Genomic DNA, 17,116 nt, shown 5'->3' on the forward strand with positions numbered 1-17,116 from the left:
AATGACGGTTGCGTCGCGCTTCACGTTCCCTCTCAACGTGATTTCCGCTGTCGCACCGCCGCATCTCATTGCACCGGTTGCGTGTCGGGAAGCGCGTCAGCGCTTCCCGACTTCACCCCACCATCACCATGGCAGCGAGTAGGTCTTCGTATTGGTAAAGCTCTTCATGGCCTCCTGCACCCCTTCCTTGTAGCCGAGTCCCGAGTCTTTCACGCCGCCGAACGGCGTGAGTTCAAGCCGGTAACCGGGCACTTCACGTACATTCACGCTGCCCACTTCCAGTTCGGTGATGAACCGCGTGATGTAGTCGAAACGGTTCGTGCAGACCGACGACGACAGCGCGTAGTCCGTGCAGTTCGACATGCGGATCGCTTCGTCGATGTTGGCAAAGCGCATGATCGGCGACACCGGTCCGAACGTCTCGTACTTGACGAGCGGCATGTCGGGCGTGACACGGTCAACCACCGTCGGCGAGTAAAGTGCGCCATCGCGGACGTTGCCCGCAAGCAGACGGGCGCCGCGCGACAAGGCGTCGTTGACCTGGCGTTCGCAGAACTGCGCGGCGGCTTCGTCGATGACCGTTCCCATATCGACTGAACTGTCCGCCGGATTGCCATATTTCCAGGCGCGTGTCTTTTCTACGACGAGATCCGTGAAGCGGTCGGCAACCGCCTCATGTACCAGCATGCGCTTGATCGCGGTGCAACGCTGGCCCGAATTCTTGTATGAACCCGATACGGCGAGCGAACTGGCTTCGTCGAGATCGGCGTCCTCCATCACGATGATCGGGTCGTTGCCGCCCAGTTCGAGCACGGCACGCCGGTAGCCCATTCGCGAGGCAATCGATTTGCCGATCGAGACACCGCCGGTGAACGTGATGAGATCGACAGCGGGGTTCGTGATCAGCTCGTCGGCAATGACGCTCGGGTCACCCGTCAACACCTGAAGCATTTGCACCGGTAAGCCCGCTTCATAAAGGATGTCGGCAAGCAGATAGCATGACAGCGGCACTTTCTCCGAGGGTTTCACGACGATACGATTGTTCGTTGCAATCGACGGCACGATCTTGTGTGCGACCTGGTTCATCGGATGGTTGAACGGTGTAATCGCGGAGATCACGCCCAGCAGCGGATCGCGTTGCGTGTAAACGCGCCGTTTCTTGCCGTGAGGCGTGAGGTCGCACGAGAAGATCTGGCCGTCGTCTTTCAGCACTTCGCCGGCGCCGAACACCAGCACGTCCGCGACGCGGCCTGCTTCGTAGATCGAATCCTTCTTGCACAAGCCGGCTTCCGCCGTGATGACGGCGGCGATTTCTTCGGTGCGTGCCCGCACGGCATCGGCCGCGCGACGCAGGATCGCGGCACGCTCATAGCGCGTCAGCGTGGGACGGTATGCACGTGCGAATTCGAACGCGTGCCGCACGTCTTCGAGTGTCGCTTTCGGCACGGTACCGACGAGCGAGCCATCGTAAGGGTTGCGTACTTCGATCACTTCGTCGCGAAAGATTTTTTCGCCGCCGATACGCAGCGCTTCATGACGCACCTGCAATTGAGTCTTGATGTCAGCAACAGCATTCATTTCTGATCCCCGTTCATTGAAGGTGATTGAGCGCGATATCGATGATGTCGAAGTTGCGCAGCCGTGCCCGCTGCGTGACCGACTTCGCGACCGGCTGATTGAACAGGAGCGGCACGATCTGCTCGGCAAGGCCGCCGTGCGAGCGCAGCGGCACGTCGAGCCCGGACAGATCGTGCTTGATGCGTCGCGTGCCGAGCACCACGTCGCGCGTTGAGATCACGATGAGGTCGCCCATGCGCGCAGGCGGAAGTTCGAAGCGCGCGCAGCCTTCAGCACCCGTCAGCACGACTTCGATGCCGGGTTCCGCTGCAAGCCGGAGGCGCATTGCTTCGAGGTCGACTGAGGCGGGCAGATAGACCGTCGCGAACGATCCGAGCGCGCCGTGATGCACGACGTAGGGATCCGTGATCGGCAAGATCACGCGGGCAGCGTCTTCGCCAAGCCACTCGTCGAAGCGCTCCTGCAGATAGATCACGTTGGGCTCGCCGTCTTCGTTGTGCTTCGCATTCATGCCGTGGTCGGCGGTGAGCGCGACGATCGCACCCAGCTCGTCGAGCCGCTGCAGATAGCCGTCCATCATCTGATAGAACGCGTTCGCACCGGGGGTGCCGGGGGCGCACTTGTGCTGCACATAGTCGGTGGTCGACAGGTACATCAGGTCGATGTCGCGGGTTTCGAGCAGCCGGACACCGGCCGCGAAGACGAACTCGGACAGCTCTGCGCTATAGACGCTCGGCACCGGCTTGCCGACCAGTTCGATCAGGTTGTCGATACCGTTCTCCTCGAGCGTCGCTTCGTCGGCTTTCTCCGCCGAGAAGCAGACGCCCTTCAGACCCTTGCCGAGCAGCCGGCGCAGTTTGTCTTTTGCCGTAACCACCGCAACGTTCGCGCCCTGGTCGGCGAAACCGGCGAGCACGGTAGGGGCGACCAGGTACTTTGGATCGTTCATCAGCACCTCGGTGCCGCTGTCGCGATCGAAAAAGTAGTTGCCGCTAATGCCATGCACAGCGGGCGGCACGCCCGTCACGATCGACAGATTGTTCGGGTTCGTGAAGCTCGGCACGACGCAGTCGCCCTTGAGCGAAGTGCCGGGATGCAGCAGCTTGCCAATAAAGGGCGCGACCCCGGCCGCAGCCGCCAGCTCCAGATATTCATATGCGCAGCCGTCCACGCAGACCACGACGACGGGTCTGCGCATCCAGTTGTAGCTGCGGCCGTTCACTTCAATAGAAACCGGTGTTTCGCTCATGACATGTCCTCTGGGCTAGGGTAATTCGGGTGATGACGATGCGGCGTTATGTGGCAAAGTGTGGCAATACTTGACATTAAAATTGATACTTTGTAGATTGTCAACAACAGACAACAATTTACACACATTCTCAGGGGTGGTCGTCTGGAGGGTTGCAACACGCAGTAGTCCCGTAGCACCGGTCGTTTTCGTCGCTGGCCGCGACGCCACTTTTGAAGGGGTCTGGAAATGAAGGAAAAGTCGGGGTTTCAAGGTTGCAGAGGTCGTCTGAATCTGGCGCTGCGCTGTCTGGTCGCCACCGCCGTGACGCTCGGCGCGGTTCAGTTCGCGTACGCAAAAACGCAGTTGCTGGTCTATACGGCGCTCGAAGACGAAGCGATGAAGCCCTATAAAGACGCGTTCGAAAAAGCCAATCCAGACATCGAAATCCGTTGGGTTCGCGATTCGACCGGCGCGGTCACCGCCAAGCTGATCGCCGAAAAGAGCAATCCGCGGGCCGACGTGGTGCTCGGACTCGCGGCATCCAGCCTGACGCTGCTCGATCTGCAGGGCATGCTGATGCCCTACGCGCCGAAGGGGTTCGACAGTCTGACGCGCAAGTACAGCGACGCGAACACGCCGCCGCATTGGGTCGGTATGGACGTATGGGGTGCGACGGTCTGCTACAACCGCATCGAAGCGGAGAAGCGCCACCTGCCTAAGCCGACCTCATGGGAAGACCTGACCAAGCCGATCTATAAGGGCATGGTCGTGATGCCGAGCCCGGTGTCGTCCGGCACCGGCTATCTGGACGTGACGTCATGGCTGCAAACGTTCGGCGCCGACAAGGGCTGGAAGTACATGGATGCGCTGGACAAGAACGTCGCGCAATACGTGCACTCAGGCTCGAAGCCCTGCACGCTGGCGGGCACCGGCGAATTTCCGATCGGTATCTCCTTCGAATTCCGCGGCCACGAGTTGCAGGCGCAAGGCGCCCCCATCGACCTGATCTTCCCGAAGGAAGGGCTGGGCTGGGACATGGAAGCGACCGGCATCATGAAAACGACAAAGCAGCCGGAAGCGGCCAAAAAACTCGCGGACTTTATGGCCAGCAAAGAGGCCAATGAAATCACCGCGCAATGGTGGGCGATCGTTGCGTACCCGGGTGTCGCGAAGAAACTCTCGGGCATTCCCGATAACTATTCGGAATTGCTCGTGAAGAACGATTTCACATGGTCCGCAAAGAACCGCGACGCCATTCTCGCGGACTGGCAAAAACGTTACGGCGACAAGGAACAAAAATAAGGCCGGGTTCAGCCAGGTGTAGACGAGCGCCGGGCCGCGCGCTGCGCGGCCCCGAACGATGCGGTGATGCAACGGCAGTGCATCGTCGCCATGCAGATAAGCGGTACCGGAGGAGATGATGACAGCGTATTTGAGCGTGCAGCAGGTCTATAAGCGGTTCAACGACACGCCGGTTCTGGAGGACATCAATCTTGGCGTGAAGAAGGGAGAGATGCTCTGCTTTCTCGGCCCGTCGGGATGTGGCAAGACCACCTTGCTGCGGATCATTGCCGGACTGGAAACACAGAGCGCCGGCCAGATCACGCAGGACGGTCGCGATATTTCGCGGCTGCCGCCTCAGCTTCGCGATTACGGCATTGTGTTTCAGTCGTATGCACTGTTTCCGAATCTGACCATCTTCGACAACGTGGCCTATGGCCTTGTGAATCGCAGGATGAAGCGCGCGGCGATCGCCGACCGTGTGAACGAACTGCTCGCACTGGTGGGCTTGCCGGATGCGCAGCGCAAGCATCCGAACCAGTTGTCGGGTGGCCAGCAGCAACGTATCGCGCTGGCGCGCGCGCTGGCCACGTCACCGGGGCTGCTGTTGCTCGACGAGCCGCTCTCGGCACTCGACGCGCGAGTGCGTGTGCGCCTGCGTCAGGAAATCCGCCAGTTGCAGCAACGCCTCGGCGTGACCACGATCATGGTGACGCACGATCAGGAAGAAGCGCTTTCGATGGCCGATCGGATCGTGGTGATGAATCAAGGCGTGATCGAGCAGATCGGTACGCCCCACGAAATCTATCGCGAACCGGCATCGCCGTTCGTTGCCGATTTCATCGGCAAGGTCAATCTGATTCCGGCTGAAGTGGCGCACGACGGCAGTCTCAAGGCGGGCTCCATCGCGCTGCGCTACGGGTGTGGATCGGAGCGCGCGGTACTGGGTTCGAAAGTGTCGGCGTTCGTGCGCCCGGAAGACATTCATCTCAGCGCGCCGGGTAGTGAGGCAGACAACCTGCTGCCTGCCTCGGTCGAAAAACTGGAATTTCTCGGCGCGTTCTGCCGGGTCAGCTTCAAGGTGGACGGGCTCGGTGAGCAGGAGGTCGTCGCCGACCTGTCGTTCCATGAAATGAATCGTACCCGCTTGCAACCGGGGTCGCGTTTCAATCTGGCCATCAACCGGGAACACGTATGCGTCTTCTCCGCCGCGAAGGAGCGACTTCAATGAGCGCCGTTCTGATCGAGCGCCGCAGCGGCGAGGAAGGTCACGCTGAGGTGCGCCAGAAGAGCCATTGGCATGACCGGATCGCGCAGTTGGCCCTCCTGCTGATGTCCGCGTTTCTCGGCATGTTTCTGCTGGTGCCGCTGGGATTGGTCATAGGGAAATGTTTCGTCGATGCGGATGGCCATTTCGTCGGACTCGCCAATTTCAGCGGCTATCTGGTGGATTCGGGCGTGTGGAGGTCGACACTGCATTCGGTCACGGTTGCCTGCCTCGTGACGGTGATCGTGATTCCGATGGCTTTTACGTTTGCGTACGCACTGACCCGCTCGTGCATGCCGATGAAGAACGCCGTCCGCACTGTCGCGCTGCTTCCGCTGCTCGCGCCGACGCTGCTGTCCGCGGTGTCGTTCATCTACTGGTTCGGTAACTCGGGCATCCTGAAACCCTTGCTTCACGGGCATTCGATCTATGGGCTGCCGGGCATCGTATGCAGTCTGGTCTATGCCTCGTTTCCACACGTGCTGATGATTCTCGTGACGGCGCTGTCGCTGTCCGACGGCCGCTTATACGAAGCGGCCGAAGCGATGGGCACACGCCGCACACGCAAATTCTTCACGATCACGCTGCCGGGCGCGAAGTATGGGCTGATCAGCGCGACGATGGTGTCGTTTACGATCTGCATCAACGACTTCGGCGTGCCGGTGGTGATCGGCGGACCTTATTCGGTGCTTTCCACCGACATCTATAAGCTCATCATCGGCTTGCAGGACTTCAACCGGAGTGCGGTGGTCAGCCTGCTGCTGCTTTGTCCGGCGCTGGTTGCGTTCGCCGTCGACTTCTTCATTCGCCGCAAGCAGCAATCGCAACTCGGCGCGCGCTCGACGCCGTATCAGCCGAAGCCCACGCGTGGCTTCGACATGGCGATGCTCGGGTACTGCGGCTTTGTCTGCCTGCTGCTGTTGGCGGTGGTCGGCATTTCGGTGTTCGCTTCGTTCGTGAAATTCTGGCCGTATCAGATGAGCCTCGGCTTGCAGCACTACAAGATGGGACTGATCGGCGCGGGGATCTTCGATGCCTACAAGAACAGCCTGAAAATGGCTGCGTGCGTGGCGATCGGCGGCACCATCATCGTGTTCGGCGGCGCATATCTCGTCGAGAAGACGCGTGGGCCGCGCTGGTTACGCGGCTTTATCAATCTGTGCGCGATCCTGCCGATGGGCGTGCCGGGTCTCGTGCTCGGCATCAGCTACATCTTTCTGTTCAACTCGCCCTCCAACCCGTTGAACGGCCTTTACGGCACGCTCGCGCTGCTCGCGATCGTCACGGTGGTGCACTACTACTCGTCCAGTCACCTGACTGCGGTTACCGCGCTTCGTCAGATCGACAACGAGTTCGAAGCGGTCTCGGCTTCGCTGAAAGTGCCTTTCTACAAGACGTTTTTTCGCGTCACCGTGCCCGTGTGCCTGCCGTCGATCCTGCAGATCGCGCGTTATCTGTTCGTCAACGGCATGACAACCGTATCGGCGGTCGCGTTTCTCTATTCCCCCGACACGCAGCCGGCCTCCGTCGCCATTCTCAATCTCGACGACGCCGGACAGATTGGACCGGCGGCCGCGATGGCCACGCTGGTCCTCGTGACGGCCGCGTTTGCCTGTGTGCTGTTTGCCGGCGTGTCGCATGGCGTATTACGCAGAACCCAGGCTTGGCGCACGTCGCGCCGTGGCTGAAACGAGTCTTCATCAAGATCTATAAGGAGCTACTGTGAATCTGCCCTCCCAGCCCATTCTGCTCACCCCCGGTCCGCTCACGACCTCCGACCGTACGCGCGAGGCCATGCTGCGCGACTGGGGATCGTGGGACGGTGACTTCAATCAGATCACTGCCCGTGTCCGCCAGCAGACGCTGCGCATCGTGCATGGCGAAGGTACGCACGAATGCGTGCCCTTGCAAGGCAGCGGCACGTTCTCGGTCGAAGCCGCGATCGGCACGCTGGTGCCGCGCGACGGCCATGTACTGGTGCCGAACAACGGCGCGTATTGCCAGCGGATCGCGAAGATTTGCAAGGCGCTCGGCCGTCGTCACCAAACCCTCGACTATCCCGAAGACACGCAGGTCAAGGCGGCGGACGTCGATCGCGCACTAGCGGCCGATCCGGGCATCACGCACGTTGCGCTGGTGCATTGCGAAACCGGCGCCGGGGTGCTCAATCCGCTGCATGAGATCGCCGTGGTTGTCGCCAGGCATGGCCGCAGTCTGATCATCGACGCGATGAGCTCGTTCGGCGCAATCGACATCGACGCGCGCGAAACGCCATTCGATGCTGTCGTGGCCGCCTCCGGGAAATGTCTGGAAGGGGTGCCCGGCATGGGCTTCGTGATCATTCGCCGCAGCACGCTGGAGCAATGCGAGGGCAACAGTCCTTCACTCGCCATGGATCTGTACGATCAGTGGGCCTACATGAACCGCACGACGCAGTGGCGCTTCACGCCGCCCACCCACGTCGTCGCGGCACTGGATCAGGCGATCGCGCAATACGTGGAAGAGGGCGGTCTCGAAGCGCGCGGCGCGCGCTATACCAACAATTGCCGGGCGCTGATCGAAGGCATGGCCGCGCTCGGTTTTCGAACCTTCCTCGCCCCGGCGATTCAGGCGCCGATCATCGTCACATTCCATGCGCCTGACGATCCGAAGTACGACTTCAAGACGTTCTACGCGGAAGTGAAAAAACGCGGCTATATCCTGTATCCGGGCAAGCTCACCCAGCTGGAAACATTCCGTGTCGGCTGTATTGGACACTTCGGCGAATCCGGCATCCCGGGTGCGGTCGCCGCTATCGCCGATACGCTGAAGGCGATGGGGATCACGCGGGTATCGGCGCAAGCGCTGGCCTGAGTGGGGCCGACCATATCCATGCCCGTGTGCGAAGGCTTCTTTCCGTAGGATCGGGGAGAAGCTTTTTTTCACTGCGTGGCGTTAAACCGTTGTATCAATGCGAGCAATTCATGCGTCCGTTCTGGATTGAACAAGCACTCTTTGCCGATGGTTCACTGGCGCCCGCACTGCAAGGCACGACCACTGCCGATGTTTGCATTGTGGGTGGTGGTTTCACGGGTTTATGGACAGCCATCCAGGCGAAACAGAAGAAACCCGATCTCGACATTGTGATCATCGAGAGCGACCTGTGCGGCGCGGGCGCAAGCGGCCGCAACGGCGGCTGCCTGCTGACGTGGTCGACGAAGTTCTTCACGCTACGGCGTCTGTTTGGCGAGGCCGAAGCAATCCGCCTGGTGAAAGCGTCCGAAGCTGCTGTTGGGCGGATTCACGACTTCTGCGTCGAGCACGATGTGGATGCCGAGCTTCGGCTTGACGGCACGCTTTACACCGCGACTTCGCGCGCGCAAATCGGCCTGCTCGATCCGGTAATCGCCGCGCTGAGCGAGCATGGCATCAATTCGTATCAACATCTCTCTCCGGACGAAGTGGCGAACCGTTCAGGTTCTGCGCGCAATCTCGGCGGCGTGTATTCGCCGGTCGCGGCAACGGTTCATCCAGGCAAACTCGTGCGCGGCTTGCGGCGCGTCGCGATCGAAATGGGGATTCGTATTTACGAACGCACGCCCATGCTCGACTTTACTTCCGGCGAATGCGTGACCGTGCACACGCCGGCTGGCAGCGTGACGGCTTCCAAAATGGTGCTCGCGATCAACGCGTGGATGGCGAGCCGCTTCCGGCAGTTCGAACGCACGCTTGCAGTTGTCTCCAGCGACATGATCGTCACCGAGAAATGCCCGGAGTTGCTGCATCAGATGGGCTTGAAAGACGGTGTATCCGTACTCGACTCACGCATCTTCGTTTACTACTATCGCAGCACGGCAGACGGCCGGCTCATGCTCGGCAAGGGCGGCAATACGTTTGCCTGGCGTGGCCGGATCGCGCCGGTGTTCGATCAGCGCTCGCCGTATGAAGCGGATCTGACGCGCAGCCTGCACGACTTCTTCCCGGCGTTGCGCGACGTGCCGGTGACGGCGAGCTGGAATGGTCCGTCGGATCGGTCGGTCACCGGCTTTCCGTTTTTCGGCCGGCTCGACGACGCGCCGAACGTGCTCTATGGATTTGGCTATTCCGGTAACGGTGTTGGACCGACTTATATGGGCGGACAGATCCTGTCTTCGCTGTTGCTCGAACTCGACAACGAATGGACGCGCAGCCCGTTGACGACCGGACCGTTGGGCTATTTCCCGCCCGAACCGATCCGGTTCGTCGGCTCGATTACCGTACGCGACGCGATTCGTCGAAAGGAACGCGCGGAAGACGAAGATCGGGAGCCCTGGCTGGTCGACCGATTGCTCAGCAAGCTCGCAAACGCTGCCGGGAAGTCGGATAAAGCGTAGAACGCCGCTGCGGGCCCGCAGACAAGCGGACCCGCAGCGCTGAGTGCGGTACGCGAAATACGCGTGGTGCGCGTGCGCAACCGCCCAGCTTGCTTCAGTCTTAACCAGTAGTCCTGGCAGACGCGACCCAGTGTTCATGGGCATGCCGCATTCTCGCGAGGCCATGAGCAACGTGTTCGCGCACAAGCGTGACGGCGAGTTCTGCATCGCCTTTCGCGAGCGCGGTGACGATTTTTTCGTGTTCCGTGACCGACGTCGCCAGTGCGCTCTTTTCCGATTCGATGGCGGCCTGACGGAGCAAGCCGAGCTGACGGACGAGATGCCGATAGGTTTCGATCAGGTGCTGATTGCCCACGCCCGTCACCATCGCATCATGCAACTGCACGTTCAATGCGGTGTAGCGAGTGAGATCATGATCTTTCTTCGCGGCTTTCATCGACGTGAGGATGCCTTTGAGCGTCGCAAGCGTTTCGGGCGTCATCCGATTGGCGAGCGCGCGGACGACCGATTCGTCCAGCATCGCACGGACTTCATAAATCTCTTCGGCCTCGCGTAGCGACAGCGCGCGCACCGTGACACCGCGGTTCTTCTCCGTCTTCAGCAATCCTGCCTGTTCCAATGCACGGAACGCTTCGCGCAGTGGCCCGCGCGACACATTCAATCGCGTGGAGACTTCGACTTCGTTCAACTTCTCGCCCGGGGCGAATTCCCCTGAGACGATGCTGCGCTCGAGGGTTTCCTGGACGAGTGTCGCAAGGGAATGCCGCTGCAGCAGTTCGATGGCGCTAGATGTTGTTTGTGTGGTCATGAGCCGGCGAATGAAAACAAAGAAGGAGATAACGGGCAATCAGCTTCTTTGAACATACGTGGCAGCTTGTTTATTGTCAACAATCATCAAAGCCACCGACCCGGCGTTAAACTCGGAAAGCTACTTGCCTGCGTGTCTCAAGATAGGCGGAAGGCCATCGGTGAGGCCTATGCGCTCGTATTCGCTTCGTATAACGCAACGAGCTATCTACAGGCGCGGCATGGCGCGCCTGCGGAACTGATGAAAGCTATCGACGGCGTCGCCGCGCTCGTGCAGGCCGCCGCCGGCTGAGCCAATCGAGCTCAGGTTACTCAGCGCCGCGAACGATCCGCAGATCGCGCTCGACGGCGTCGCCCAAGGCTTCAAGCGCTTTCTTGTAGGCATCGCTTTCATAAGCGGCAACGGCCTCTTCGTAGGTCGGAAATTCAATCACGACAGTCCGCTCCTTCAAGCCTTGCTCACGAATCTCGTCGGCGACCCCACGCACGATGAATTTGCCGCCGGCGGCTGCCACCGCGGGCCCTGCCAACTGTGCGTAGGCGGCCAGCTTCGACGGGTCCTTCGTCGCGCGGTAGACGGTTACCCAATATCCCTTACTCATGTGTATCTCCTTGTTCTGCGGCGAGAAAGTAGTAGTCGCGTTGCAAGCAACGACGACGGGATTATGTCACTTCGAGAAACCCTCAGTCGTTCCTTTGACCATTGACAGGGATTTGATCGATTCAATCGTTTTAGTGATCGAATCGAAAAAAACTCTTGCAAACGACCGATTCGATCATTATATTGACTGAACCGGTCGTTTTGGCTGAGCGAAACGCTCAAGTTAGTGAGCCCTGACCGTCATCCAAATGGCCGAAGCATCATGGCCTGCCATCAAGAAAAAACATGGAGACACAATTGAAGAAGCGTTCCTTTCAGGTCCTGGCCACATTGGGCGTACTCGGTGCGGCCACGACTGCCGCACACGCGCAAAGCAGCGTTACGCTGTACGGATTGATCGATACCTCGCTCGTCTATTCGAACAGCCAGAAAGGCCATTCGAATATCCAGATGTCGAGCGGCACATTGTCTGGCAGCCGCTGGGGATTGCGTGGCCAGGAAGATCTGGGCGGCGGTCTGAGCGCGCTGTTCGTCCTTGAGAATGGTTTCAGCAGCACGACGGGCACGCTCGGTCAGAACGGCCGTGAGTTCGGACGTGCCGCTTATGTGGGTTTGAGCGGCGGTTTCGGTAAGGTGACAGCGGGGCGGCAGAACGACACCGCCGCGGATTTTCTGGGTGCGCTGACGGCGGCCAATCAGTGGGCGGGCGGTCTGGGCGCGCATCCGGGTAATACGGACAACCTCTACGTGAATGAGCGGATCAGTAACAGCGTGAAGTTCACCAGCAACGACTACGCGGGCTTTCGTTTTAGCGGCCTGTTCAGCTTCGGCGGTACGGCGGGCGACTTCTCGAATAATCGCGTATGGGGGCTCGGCGCCACTTACGCGAACGGTCCGTTCGTGGTCGCGGCCTCCTACGTGAACGCCACCACGCCGAATACCGGGCTGTTCGACGGCACTGCCGGTGCGGCGGCGATCTCGCCGAACAACACGCCGATCTATTCCGGCTATGCATCTGCGCGTACGCTGCAGATAGCGGCGGTGGGCGGTGCCTACACCTTTGGCGCGGCCACGTTCGGCCTGATCTACTCGAATTCGAAGTTCAAGGATCTGGGTTCGGGCGCGGCCTCCGCACCGGTGGCTCGTTTTGCCGGCGATACCGCGACGTTCGACAACCTCGAAGCCAACTTCCGCTATCAGTTGTCGCCGGCCGTGCTGCTCGGTGTCGCGTACAACTACACCCGCACGCACGGCGCCGGTGACGCGCACTACAACCAGGTGAATGCAGGGGCCGATTACTTCCTGTCCAAGCGCACCGACGTGTATCTGAGCACCGGCTGGCAGGCGGCGAGCGGTATCGATTCGACGGGGCACGCGGCGACCGCGGCGTTGTGGCCGATCACGGCATCGAGCACGTCGCACCAGTTCGTCACGGCGCTTGGGTTGCGTCACAAGTTCTGAACGATCCGAGCAATTTGATCAAACAGGAAGGCCTCAAAGAAAAACCTCGGGCCTTCCTTCGTAGAAGTGGAGTCGAGCATGACAGTCTTGTTCAAAGGGATCATTCCTGCACTTATCACGCCGATGACGGCATCGGAAGAAGTCGATGAAGCCGGGTTGCGCACGCTAATCGAACGCCTGATCGAGGCGGGGGTGCATGCGCTGTTCGTGCTCGGCACCAATGGCGAATTCATCGCTTTGAACGAAGCGGAGAAGCTGCGGATCGCGAAGATTGCGGTCGACCAGGCGCGCTCGCGCGTGCCGGTGATTGCCGGCACGGGCGCGTACGCCACGCGCGACGTGATCGATCTGAACAGCAAGATGCTCGACGTGGGGGTGGATGCGGTTTCGGTGATCACGCCATATTTCAACGGCGCGACGCAGCAGGAACTGTTCATGCACTATGAACGGATCGCGCGGGCCACCACCTTGCCGGTGATGCTCTACACGATTCCCGCCAAGGCCGGTGTCACGTTGACCGTCGACACGGTGCGCCGCCTGTCCGAGATTCCGAACATTCGCGGCATCAAGGACAGCGGCGGCGACTTCGATCGCCTGCTGCAACTGATCAATCTGCGCCGCGACGACTTCGCGGTATTCACCGGCACCGACTCGATGATTCTGTGGACCCTGATCGCAGGCGGCGACGGCGCAGTGGCCGCGACCACTAACGCGGTGCCGGGTGTCGTCACGTCGATCTGGAAGCACTTTCAGGCCGGCGATATCGCGGCCGCCCGCAAGGCGCAGGAGTCGCTGCGCGCGCTGCGCGACGCCTTCGCGCTCGGCACGATGCCGGTGGTGCTGAAGACCGCGGCGGAAATGCTCGGCATGCCGGCGGGTCCGGCGCGCTCGCCCGCGCAGCCGCTGGATGCGCAGGCCCGCGCGCGTCTCGAACAGGCGCTCGCGGTGTACCGCGAGCCACGCTGAAACGCGTTGAAACGCACTGAGAAGCAAATCGGCTACGCCACTTTATTGCCCACGACATACCGCCATGACCACGACTTATCACTTCCAGACCGTCAAGCACATCGTGCACGGCGCACACAGCCTTGACCTGCTGGCGGACAAACTTGCCTTGCTCGATACGCCGGTCAAACGCATTGCCTTGATCACCCAGCCCGCGATGGAGGCGCTCGGCGTGATCGATCGCGTGACGGCCGCGCTCGCCGCCAGGGACATCGAAGTGCTGATCGTGCGCGATGTAGAACCCGAGCCGACCATTGGCAACGTGGAAAGTGTGTTCAGCGAGCAGATCGCGCCGTTCGCGCCGCACGCGATCCTGTCGATCGGCGGCGGCAGCGTGCTCGACGCCGCCAAACTGTTTGCCGTGCGCTTGACCAATGAGCAGCCGCTGCGCGAATGGCTCGGCATCGATCTGATCAAAAAGCCGGGCGTGCCATTGATTCTCGTGCCGACTACCGCGGGTACCGGTTCGGAAGTGACGCCCAATGCAATTGTTACGTTGCCGGACGAGGAACTGAAGGTCGGCATTGTGAGCCGTCATCTGTTACCGCAAATCGTCATTCTCGACGCGGCTCTGACGCTGAAATTGCCTAAGGCAATCACCGCGGCGACCGGCATGGATGCGTTTGTGCATTCGCTCGAGTCGTATATCTCGACCAAGGCCAATCCTGTCAGCGACATGTTCGCTCTGGAATCGATGCGGCTGATCGGCGCGAACATCATCGAAGCCTACGAGCACGGCGAATCGATCAAGGCACGTGAGGCCATGATGCTCGGCTCGATGTACGGCGGCCTCGCGTTGACGGCAGCCGGCACGGCTGCGGTGCATGCGCTTGCGTATCCGCTCGGTGGCATGTTCAACATCACGCACGGCGTGGCGAACGCGATGCTGCTGCCGCACGTGATGGCGTTCAACATGGACGCATGCGCGGGCCGCCTCGCCGACGTTGCGCGTGCGCTGTCGCTCTGCGCGCATGACGACGATCAGGAGACCGCTGCGCAGAAGCTGATCGAACGTATCAATGAATGGACGGCGGCCGTCGATATTCCCCAGGATCTGCGTAAGTTCGGCGTTAGCGAAGACGATCTGGATGCGCTTTCGGTGGCGGCGGCGAAAGTCAAACGGCTGCTCGGCAACAACCCGAAGCCGCTTTCGCTCGACGACATGAAGGCGATTTATCGTCGCCTGCTGCCATGACCATCGCTCGCGAACGCCGCGTGCGGCTCCTGATCATCGGAGACGATCTGTCGGGCACGGCCGACTGCGCCGTGACAGGTGCACGCCTCGGCTTGCGCAGCGTCGTGACGCTGGATGCGCACGCGCATTCGGCAACCGGAACGAGCCGTTCAGGCGACACGGTCGATGTGCTTGCCGTCGATGCTGATTCGCGCCGGCTCGACGCTCCGTCAGCGGCACGCAGTAACGCAGACGTGTGGCGCGAACTCGGCCACCCGGAGACGAAGCTCTACAAGAAAGTCGATTCAACGTTGCGCGGCAACTTCGCCGCTGAAGTGGTGGCACTGGTGCCGCTCGCCGGCATGGCGATCGTGGCGCCGGCGTTTCCGGCCGCCGGCCGCACGACACGCGACGCACGCCAATGGCTGAACGGCGTGGCGGTGGAAGAAACGGAAGTGTGGCGTAACGAAGGGATCGGCGGCGAGGCGAACATTCCGGCGATGCTCGAGCAATACGGCATGCGCACCGTCGCGCTGACGTTGGCCGAGGTTCGTTCGAGCGAAGCTGTGCTGACCGACCGGCTCGATACGTTGCGTCACGCGGGTGTTCAGGCGGTGGTGTGCGACAGCGAAACGGAAGACGACCTGCAGCGGATCGCCCGCGCGTCCGCGCCGTTGCGCGGCGTGTTCTGGGTCGGCTCGGCGGGACTGGCGCGCGACCTGATGAGTGCATTGAATCTGGCCGGGGCCATGACGCCCGCCGCACCGGCACATCACACGCCGGGTCAACCGGTACTGACCGTGGTCGGCAGCATGTCGAGCGTTTCGCATACGCAGGTCGAGCGGCTTAAAACAGAAGCGGGTAACACGCTTGTTTCGTTCGAAGTCGACACGAGGACGCTGCTTGCCGAACCGCTGACGCAGGCTCATGCGAATCTCACACGTAAGGTTAGCGCAGCGCTTCAACAGGGGCGGCACGTTGTCGTCTCGCTGAGCCAGTCCGATCGCACGAGTGTCGCCGACGGGCTTCTGTTTTGTCAGCGTCTCGCGGCATTGCTCGCGCCGGCGTTGCCGTTCGCCGGCAGTGTGATCGCCACCGGTGGAGAGACTGCACGCGCATTGCTGTCCGCTGCCGGCATCGGCCAGTTGCGAATCGTCGAAGAAATCGAAAGCGGGGTACCGCTGCTGCACGCGGATCACAACGGCCGCCGCCTTTGCGTCGTCACCAAAGCGGGCGGCTTCGGCCATCCCGGCACGCTTCATCTTGCCTGGCGAAAACTCGCCGGCGTTCAACGCATTGCCCGGCCTCATGAGGCCACCATCAAAGGACTCACCACAATGACCTATCGTCCAGTTATCGGCATCACCATGGGCGATGCTACCGGCGTCGGCCCGGAAATCGTCATGAAGGCGCTGGCCCATGCCTCCGTCTACGAACAGTGCCGCCCGCTCGTGATCGGCGACGCGGCGCGTCTGCGCGATGCGGGCAAGCGCGCGGGCGTCACGCTCGAGGTGCGCTCGATCGACAGTCCCGCGGATGCCGGCTTCGAATGCGGTGTGGTCGATTGCATCGATCTCGGTCTGATTCCCGCGGATCTGCCGTACGGCAAGCTCTCGGCGATCGCGGGCGATGCGGCGTATCAGTACATCGCGCGCACCGTCAAACTGACCTCGGCCGGCGAACTGGATGCGATCTGCACGGCGCCGCTGAACAAGGAAGCGTTGCACGCAGGCGGCCACATTTTCCCTGGGCATACGGAGATGCTCGCGCATCTGACCGGTATCGACGAAGTGTCGATGATGCTCGTCGCACCGAAGCTGCGCGTGATTCACGTGACGACCCACATCGGTTTGCTGGACGCCATTCGCCGTATCGAACCGGGCCTGGTGCAACGGACCATCGAGCGCGCGCACGAAACGCTGGTGCGCGCCGGTATCGACAATCCGCGCATCGGCGTATGCGGGATCAACCCGCATGCGGGCGAGAACGGTCTGTTTGGCTACGGCGAGGAAGAAGAAAAGATCATTCCGGCCGTGCAGGTGCTACAGGCACGCGGCTGGGATGTCGAAGGCCCGTTGCCCGCCGATACGCTGTTTTTCCGCGCCGGCCGCGGCGACTTCGATGTGGTGGTCGCGATGTATCACGACCAGGGTCACGGCCCGGTCAAGGTGATGGGCCTCGAAGCCGGCGTCAACGTGACAGTCGGTCTGCCGGTGATTCGCACCTCGGTCGATCACGGTACTGCGTTCGACATCGCCGGCAAGGGTATCGCCGACGAAGGCAGCATGCTCGAGGCGCTGAAGCAGGCACTCGATCTCGCCACGCGGCGCTCCGAACTGGAAGCCTGAGCGCACGCGAA

Annotated in this window: 14 protein-coding genes; 10 read left to right on the forward strand and 4 right to left on the reverse strand. The window is 61.3% G+C overall.

The annotated features are described in order from the left end of the window. Positions 1 to 123: 123 nt before the first annotated feature. Both phnY and phnA read right to left on the reverse strand, forming a co-directional pair. Positions 124 to 1,578 (reverse strand): phosphonoacetaldehyde dehydrogenase, encoded by a 1,455-nt coding sequence (gene phnY / locus ACUN0E_RS09135; protein WP_445566360.1) that lies wholly within the window; start codon positions 1,576 to 1,578, stop codon positions 124 to 126. A gap of 13 nt (positions 1,579 to 1,591) precedes the next feature. Then, positions 1,592 to 2,827, reverse strand: a complete 1,236-nt coding sequence (gene phnA, locus ACUN0E_RS09140; protein ID WP_408336220.1) for a phosphonoacetate hydrolase — start codon at positions 2,825 to 2,827, stop codon at positions 1,592 to 1,594. 228 nt (positions 2,828 to 3,055) lie between these two features. On the opposite strand from phnA, the gene ACUN0E_RS09145 reads away from it, so the two are divergent. The 5 genes from ACUN0E_RS09145 (at position 3,056) to ACUN0E_RS09165 (ending at position 9,709) form a co-directional block, all read left to right on the forward strand. Continuing rightward, entirely contained in the window at positions 3,056 to 4,111 is a 1,056-nt protein-coding gene (locus ACUN0E_RS09145) for a putative 2-aminoethylphosphonate ABC transporter substrate-binding protein (RefSeq protein ID WP_445566361.1), read from the forward strand. Positions 4,112 to 4,229: 118 nt separating this feature from the next. Next, positions 4,230 to 5,321: a putative 2-aminoethylphosphonate ABC transporter ATP-binding protein gene (locus ACUN0E_RS09150; protein WP_408392699.1), complete on the forward strand. Its 1,092-nt coding sequence runs from the start codon at positions 4,230 to 4,232 to the stop codon at positions 5,319 to 5,321. After that, on the forward strand, positions 5,318 to 7,045 hold the full coding sequence (locus tag ACUN0E_RS09155; protein WP_408229245.1) for a putative 2-aminoethylphosphonate ABC transporter permease subunit: 1,728 nt from the start codon (positions 5,318 to 5,320) through the stop codon (positions 7,043 to 7,045). The genes ACUN0E_RS09150 and ACUN0E_RS09155 overlap by 4 nt, the downstream gene beginning before the upstream one ends. A gap of 34 nt (positions 7,046 to 7,079) precedes the next feature. Continuing rightward, the gene (locus tag ACUN0E_RS09160; protein ID WP_445566362.1) at positions 7,080 to 8,210 is read left to right on the forward strand and encodes a 2-aminoethylphosphonate--pyruvate transaminase; all 1,131 of its coding nucleotides are present in this window, start codon (positions 7,080 to 7,082) and stop codon (positions 8,208 to 8,210) included. 110 nt (positions 8,211 to 8,320) lie between these two features. Then, entirely contained in the window at positions 8,321 to 9,709 is a 1,389-nt protein-coding gene (locus ACUN0E_RS09165; protein ID WP_445566363.1) for an FAD-dependent oxidoreductase, read from the forward strand. 100 nt (positions 9,710 to 9,809) lie between these two features. Here ACUN0E_RS09165 and ACUN0E_RS09170 read toward each other — a convergent pair whose 3' ends face one another. After that, on the reverse strand, positions 9,810 to 10,517 hold the full coding sequence (locus ACUN0E_RS09170) for a phosphonate utilization associated transcriptional regulator (protein WP_445566364.1): 708 nt from the start codon (positions 10,515 to 10,517) through the stop codon (positions 9,810 to 9,812). 132 nt (positions 10,518 to 10,649) lie between these two features. On the opposite strand from ACUN0E_RS09170, the gene ACUN0E_RS09175 reads away from it, so the two are divergent. Beyond that, the gene (locus ACUN0E_RS09175; protein WP_445566365.1) at positions 10,650 to 10,808 is read left to right on the forward strand and encodes a hypothetical protein; all 159 of its coding nucleotides are present in this window, start codon (positions 10,650 to 10,652) and stop codon (positions 10,806 to 10,808) included. A 16-nt stretch (positions 10,809 to 10,824) separates the two neighbouring features. Here the strand turns inward: ACUN0E_RS09175 and ACUN0E_RS09180 are convergent, their stop codons facing one another. Continuing rightward, positions 10,825 to 11,118, reverse strand: coding sequence for a DUF1330 domain-containing protein (locus ACUN0E_RS09180; RefSeq protein ID WP_408229232.1), 294 nt, complete (start codon positions 11,116 to 11,118; stop codon positions 10,825 to 10,827). Between the two features lie 296 nt (positions 11,119 to 11,414). On the opposite strand from ACUN0E_RS09180, the gene ACUN0E_RS09185 reads away from it, so the two are divergent. From ACUN0E_RS09185 to pdxA, 4 genes are all read left to right on the forward strand, one after another. Then, positions 11,415 to 12,578: a porin gene (locus ACUN0E_RS09185; protein WP_445566366.1), complete on the forward strand. Its 1,164-nt coding sequence runs from the start codon at positions 11,415 to 11,417 to the stop codon at positions 12,576 to 12,578. A gap of 78 nt (positions 12,579 to 12,656) precedes the next feature. After that, on the forward strand, positions 12,657 to 13,544 hold the full coding sequence (gene dapA, locus ACUN0E_RS09190; RefSeq protein WP_445566367.1) for a 4-hydroxy-tetrahydrodipicolinate synthase: 888 nt from the start codon (positions 12,657 to 12,659) through the stop codon (positions 13,542 to 13,544). 64 nt (positions 13,545 to 13,608) lie between these two features. Beyond that, positions 13,609 to 14,778 (forward strand): iron-containing alcohol dehydrogenase, encoded by a 1,170-nt coding sequence (locus ACUN0E_RS09195; protein ID WP_445566368.1) that lies wholly within the window; start codon positions 13,609 to 13,611, stop codon positions 14,776 to 14,778. Beyond that, positions 14,775 to 17,105, forward strand: a complete 2,331-nt coding sequence (gene pdxA / locus ACUN0E_RS09200) for a 4-hydroxythreonine-4-phosphate dehydrogenase PdxA (RefSeq protein WP_445566369.1) — start codon at positions 14,775 to 14,777, stop codon at positions 17,103 to 17,105. Before ACUN0E_RS09195 ends, pdxA begins: the two co-directional genes overlap by 4 nt. The last annotated feature ends 11 nt before the right edge of the window (positions 17,106 to 17,116 follow it).

The organism is Paraburkholderia sp. D1E, from assembly GCF_052682275.1.

Coding starts and splice junctions, on each gene's coding strand:
- ACUN0E_RS09155 (WP_408229245.1), top strand. CDS start 5,318: ATGAGCGCCGTTCTGATCGAGCGCCGCAGCGGCGAGGAAGGTCACGCT.
- ACUN0E_RS09170 (WP_445566364.1), bottom strand. CDS start 10,517: ATGACCACACAAACAACATCTAGCGCCATCGAACTGCTGCAGCGGCAT.
- phnY (WP_445566360.1), bottom strand. CDS start 1,578: ATGAATGCTGTTGCTGACATCAAGACTCAATTGCAGGTGCGTCATGAA.
- dapA (WP_445566367.1), top strand. CDS start 12,657: ATGACAGTCTTGTTCAAAGGGATCATTCCTGCACTTATCACGCCGATG.
- ACUN0E_RS09150 (WP_408392699.1), top strand. CDS start 4,230: ATGACAGCGTATTTGAGCGTGCAGCAGGTCTATAAGCGGTTCAACGAC.
- ACUN0E_RS09165 (WP_445566363.1), top strand. CDS start 8,321: ATGCGTCCGTTCTGGATTGAACAAGCACTCTTTGCCGATGGTTCACTG.
- phnA (WP_408336220.1), bottom strand. CDS start 2,827: ATGAGCGAAACACCGGTTTCTATTGAAGTGAACGGCCGCAGCTACAAC.
- ACUN0E_RS09145 (WP_445566361.1), top strand. CDS start 3,056: ATGAAGGAAAAGTCGGGGTTTCAAGGTTGCAGAGGTCGTCTGAATCTG.
- pdxA (WP_445566369.1), top strand. CDS start 14,775: ATGACCATCGCTCGCGAACGCCGCGTGCGGCTCCTGATCATCGGAGAC.
- ACUN0E_RS09195 (WP_445566368.1), top strand. CDS start 13,609: ATGACCACGACTTATCACTTCCAGACCGTCAAGCACATCGTGCACGGC.
- ACUN0E_RS09180 (WP_408229232.1), bottom strand. CDS start 11,118: ATGAGTAAGGGATATTGGGTAACCGTCTACCGCGCGACGAAGGACCCG.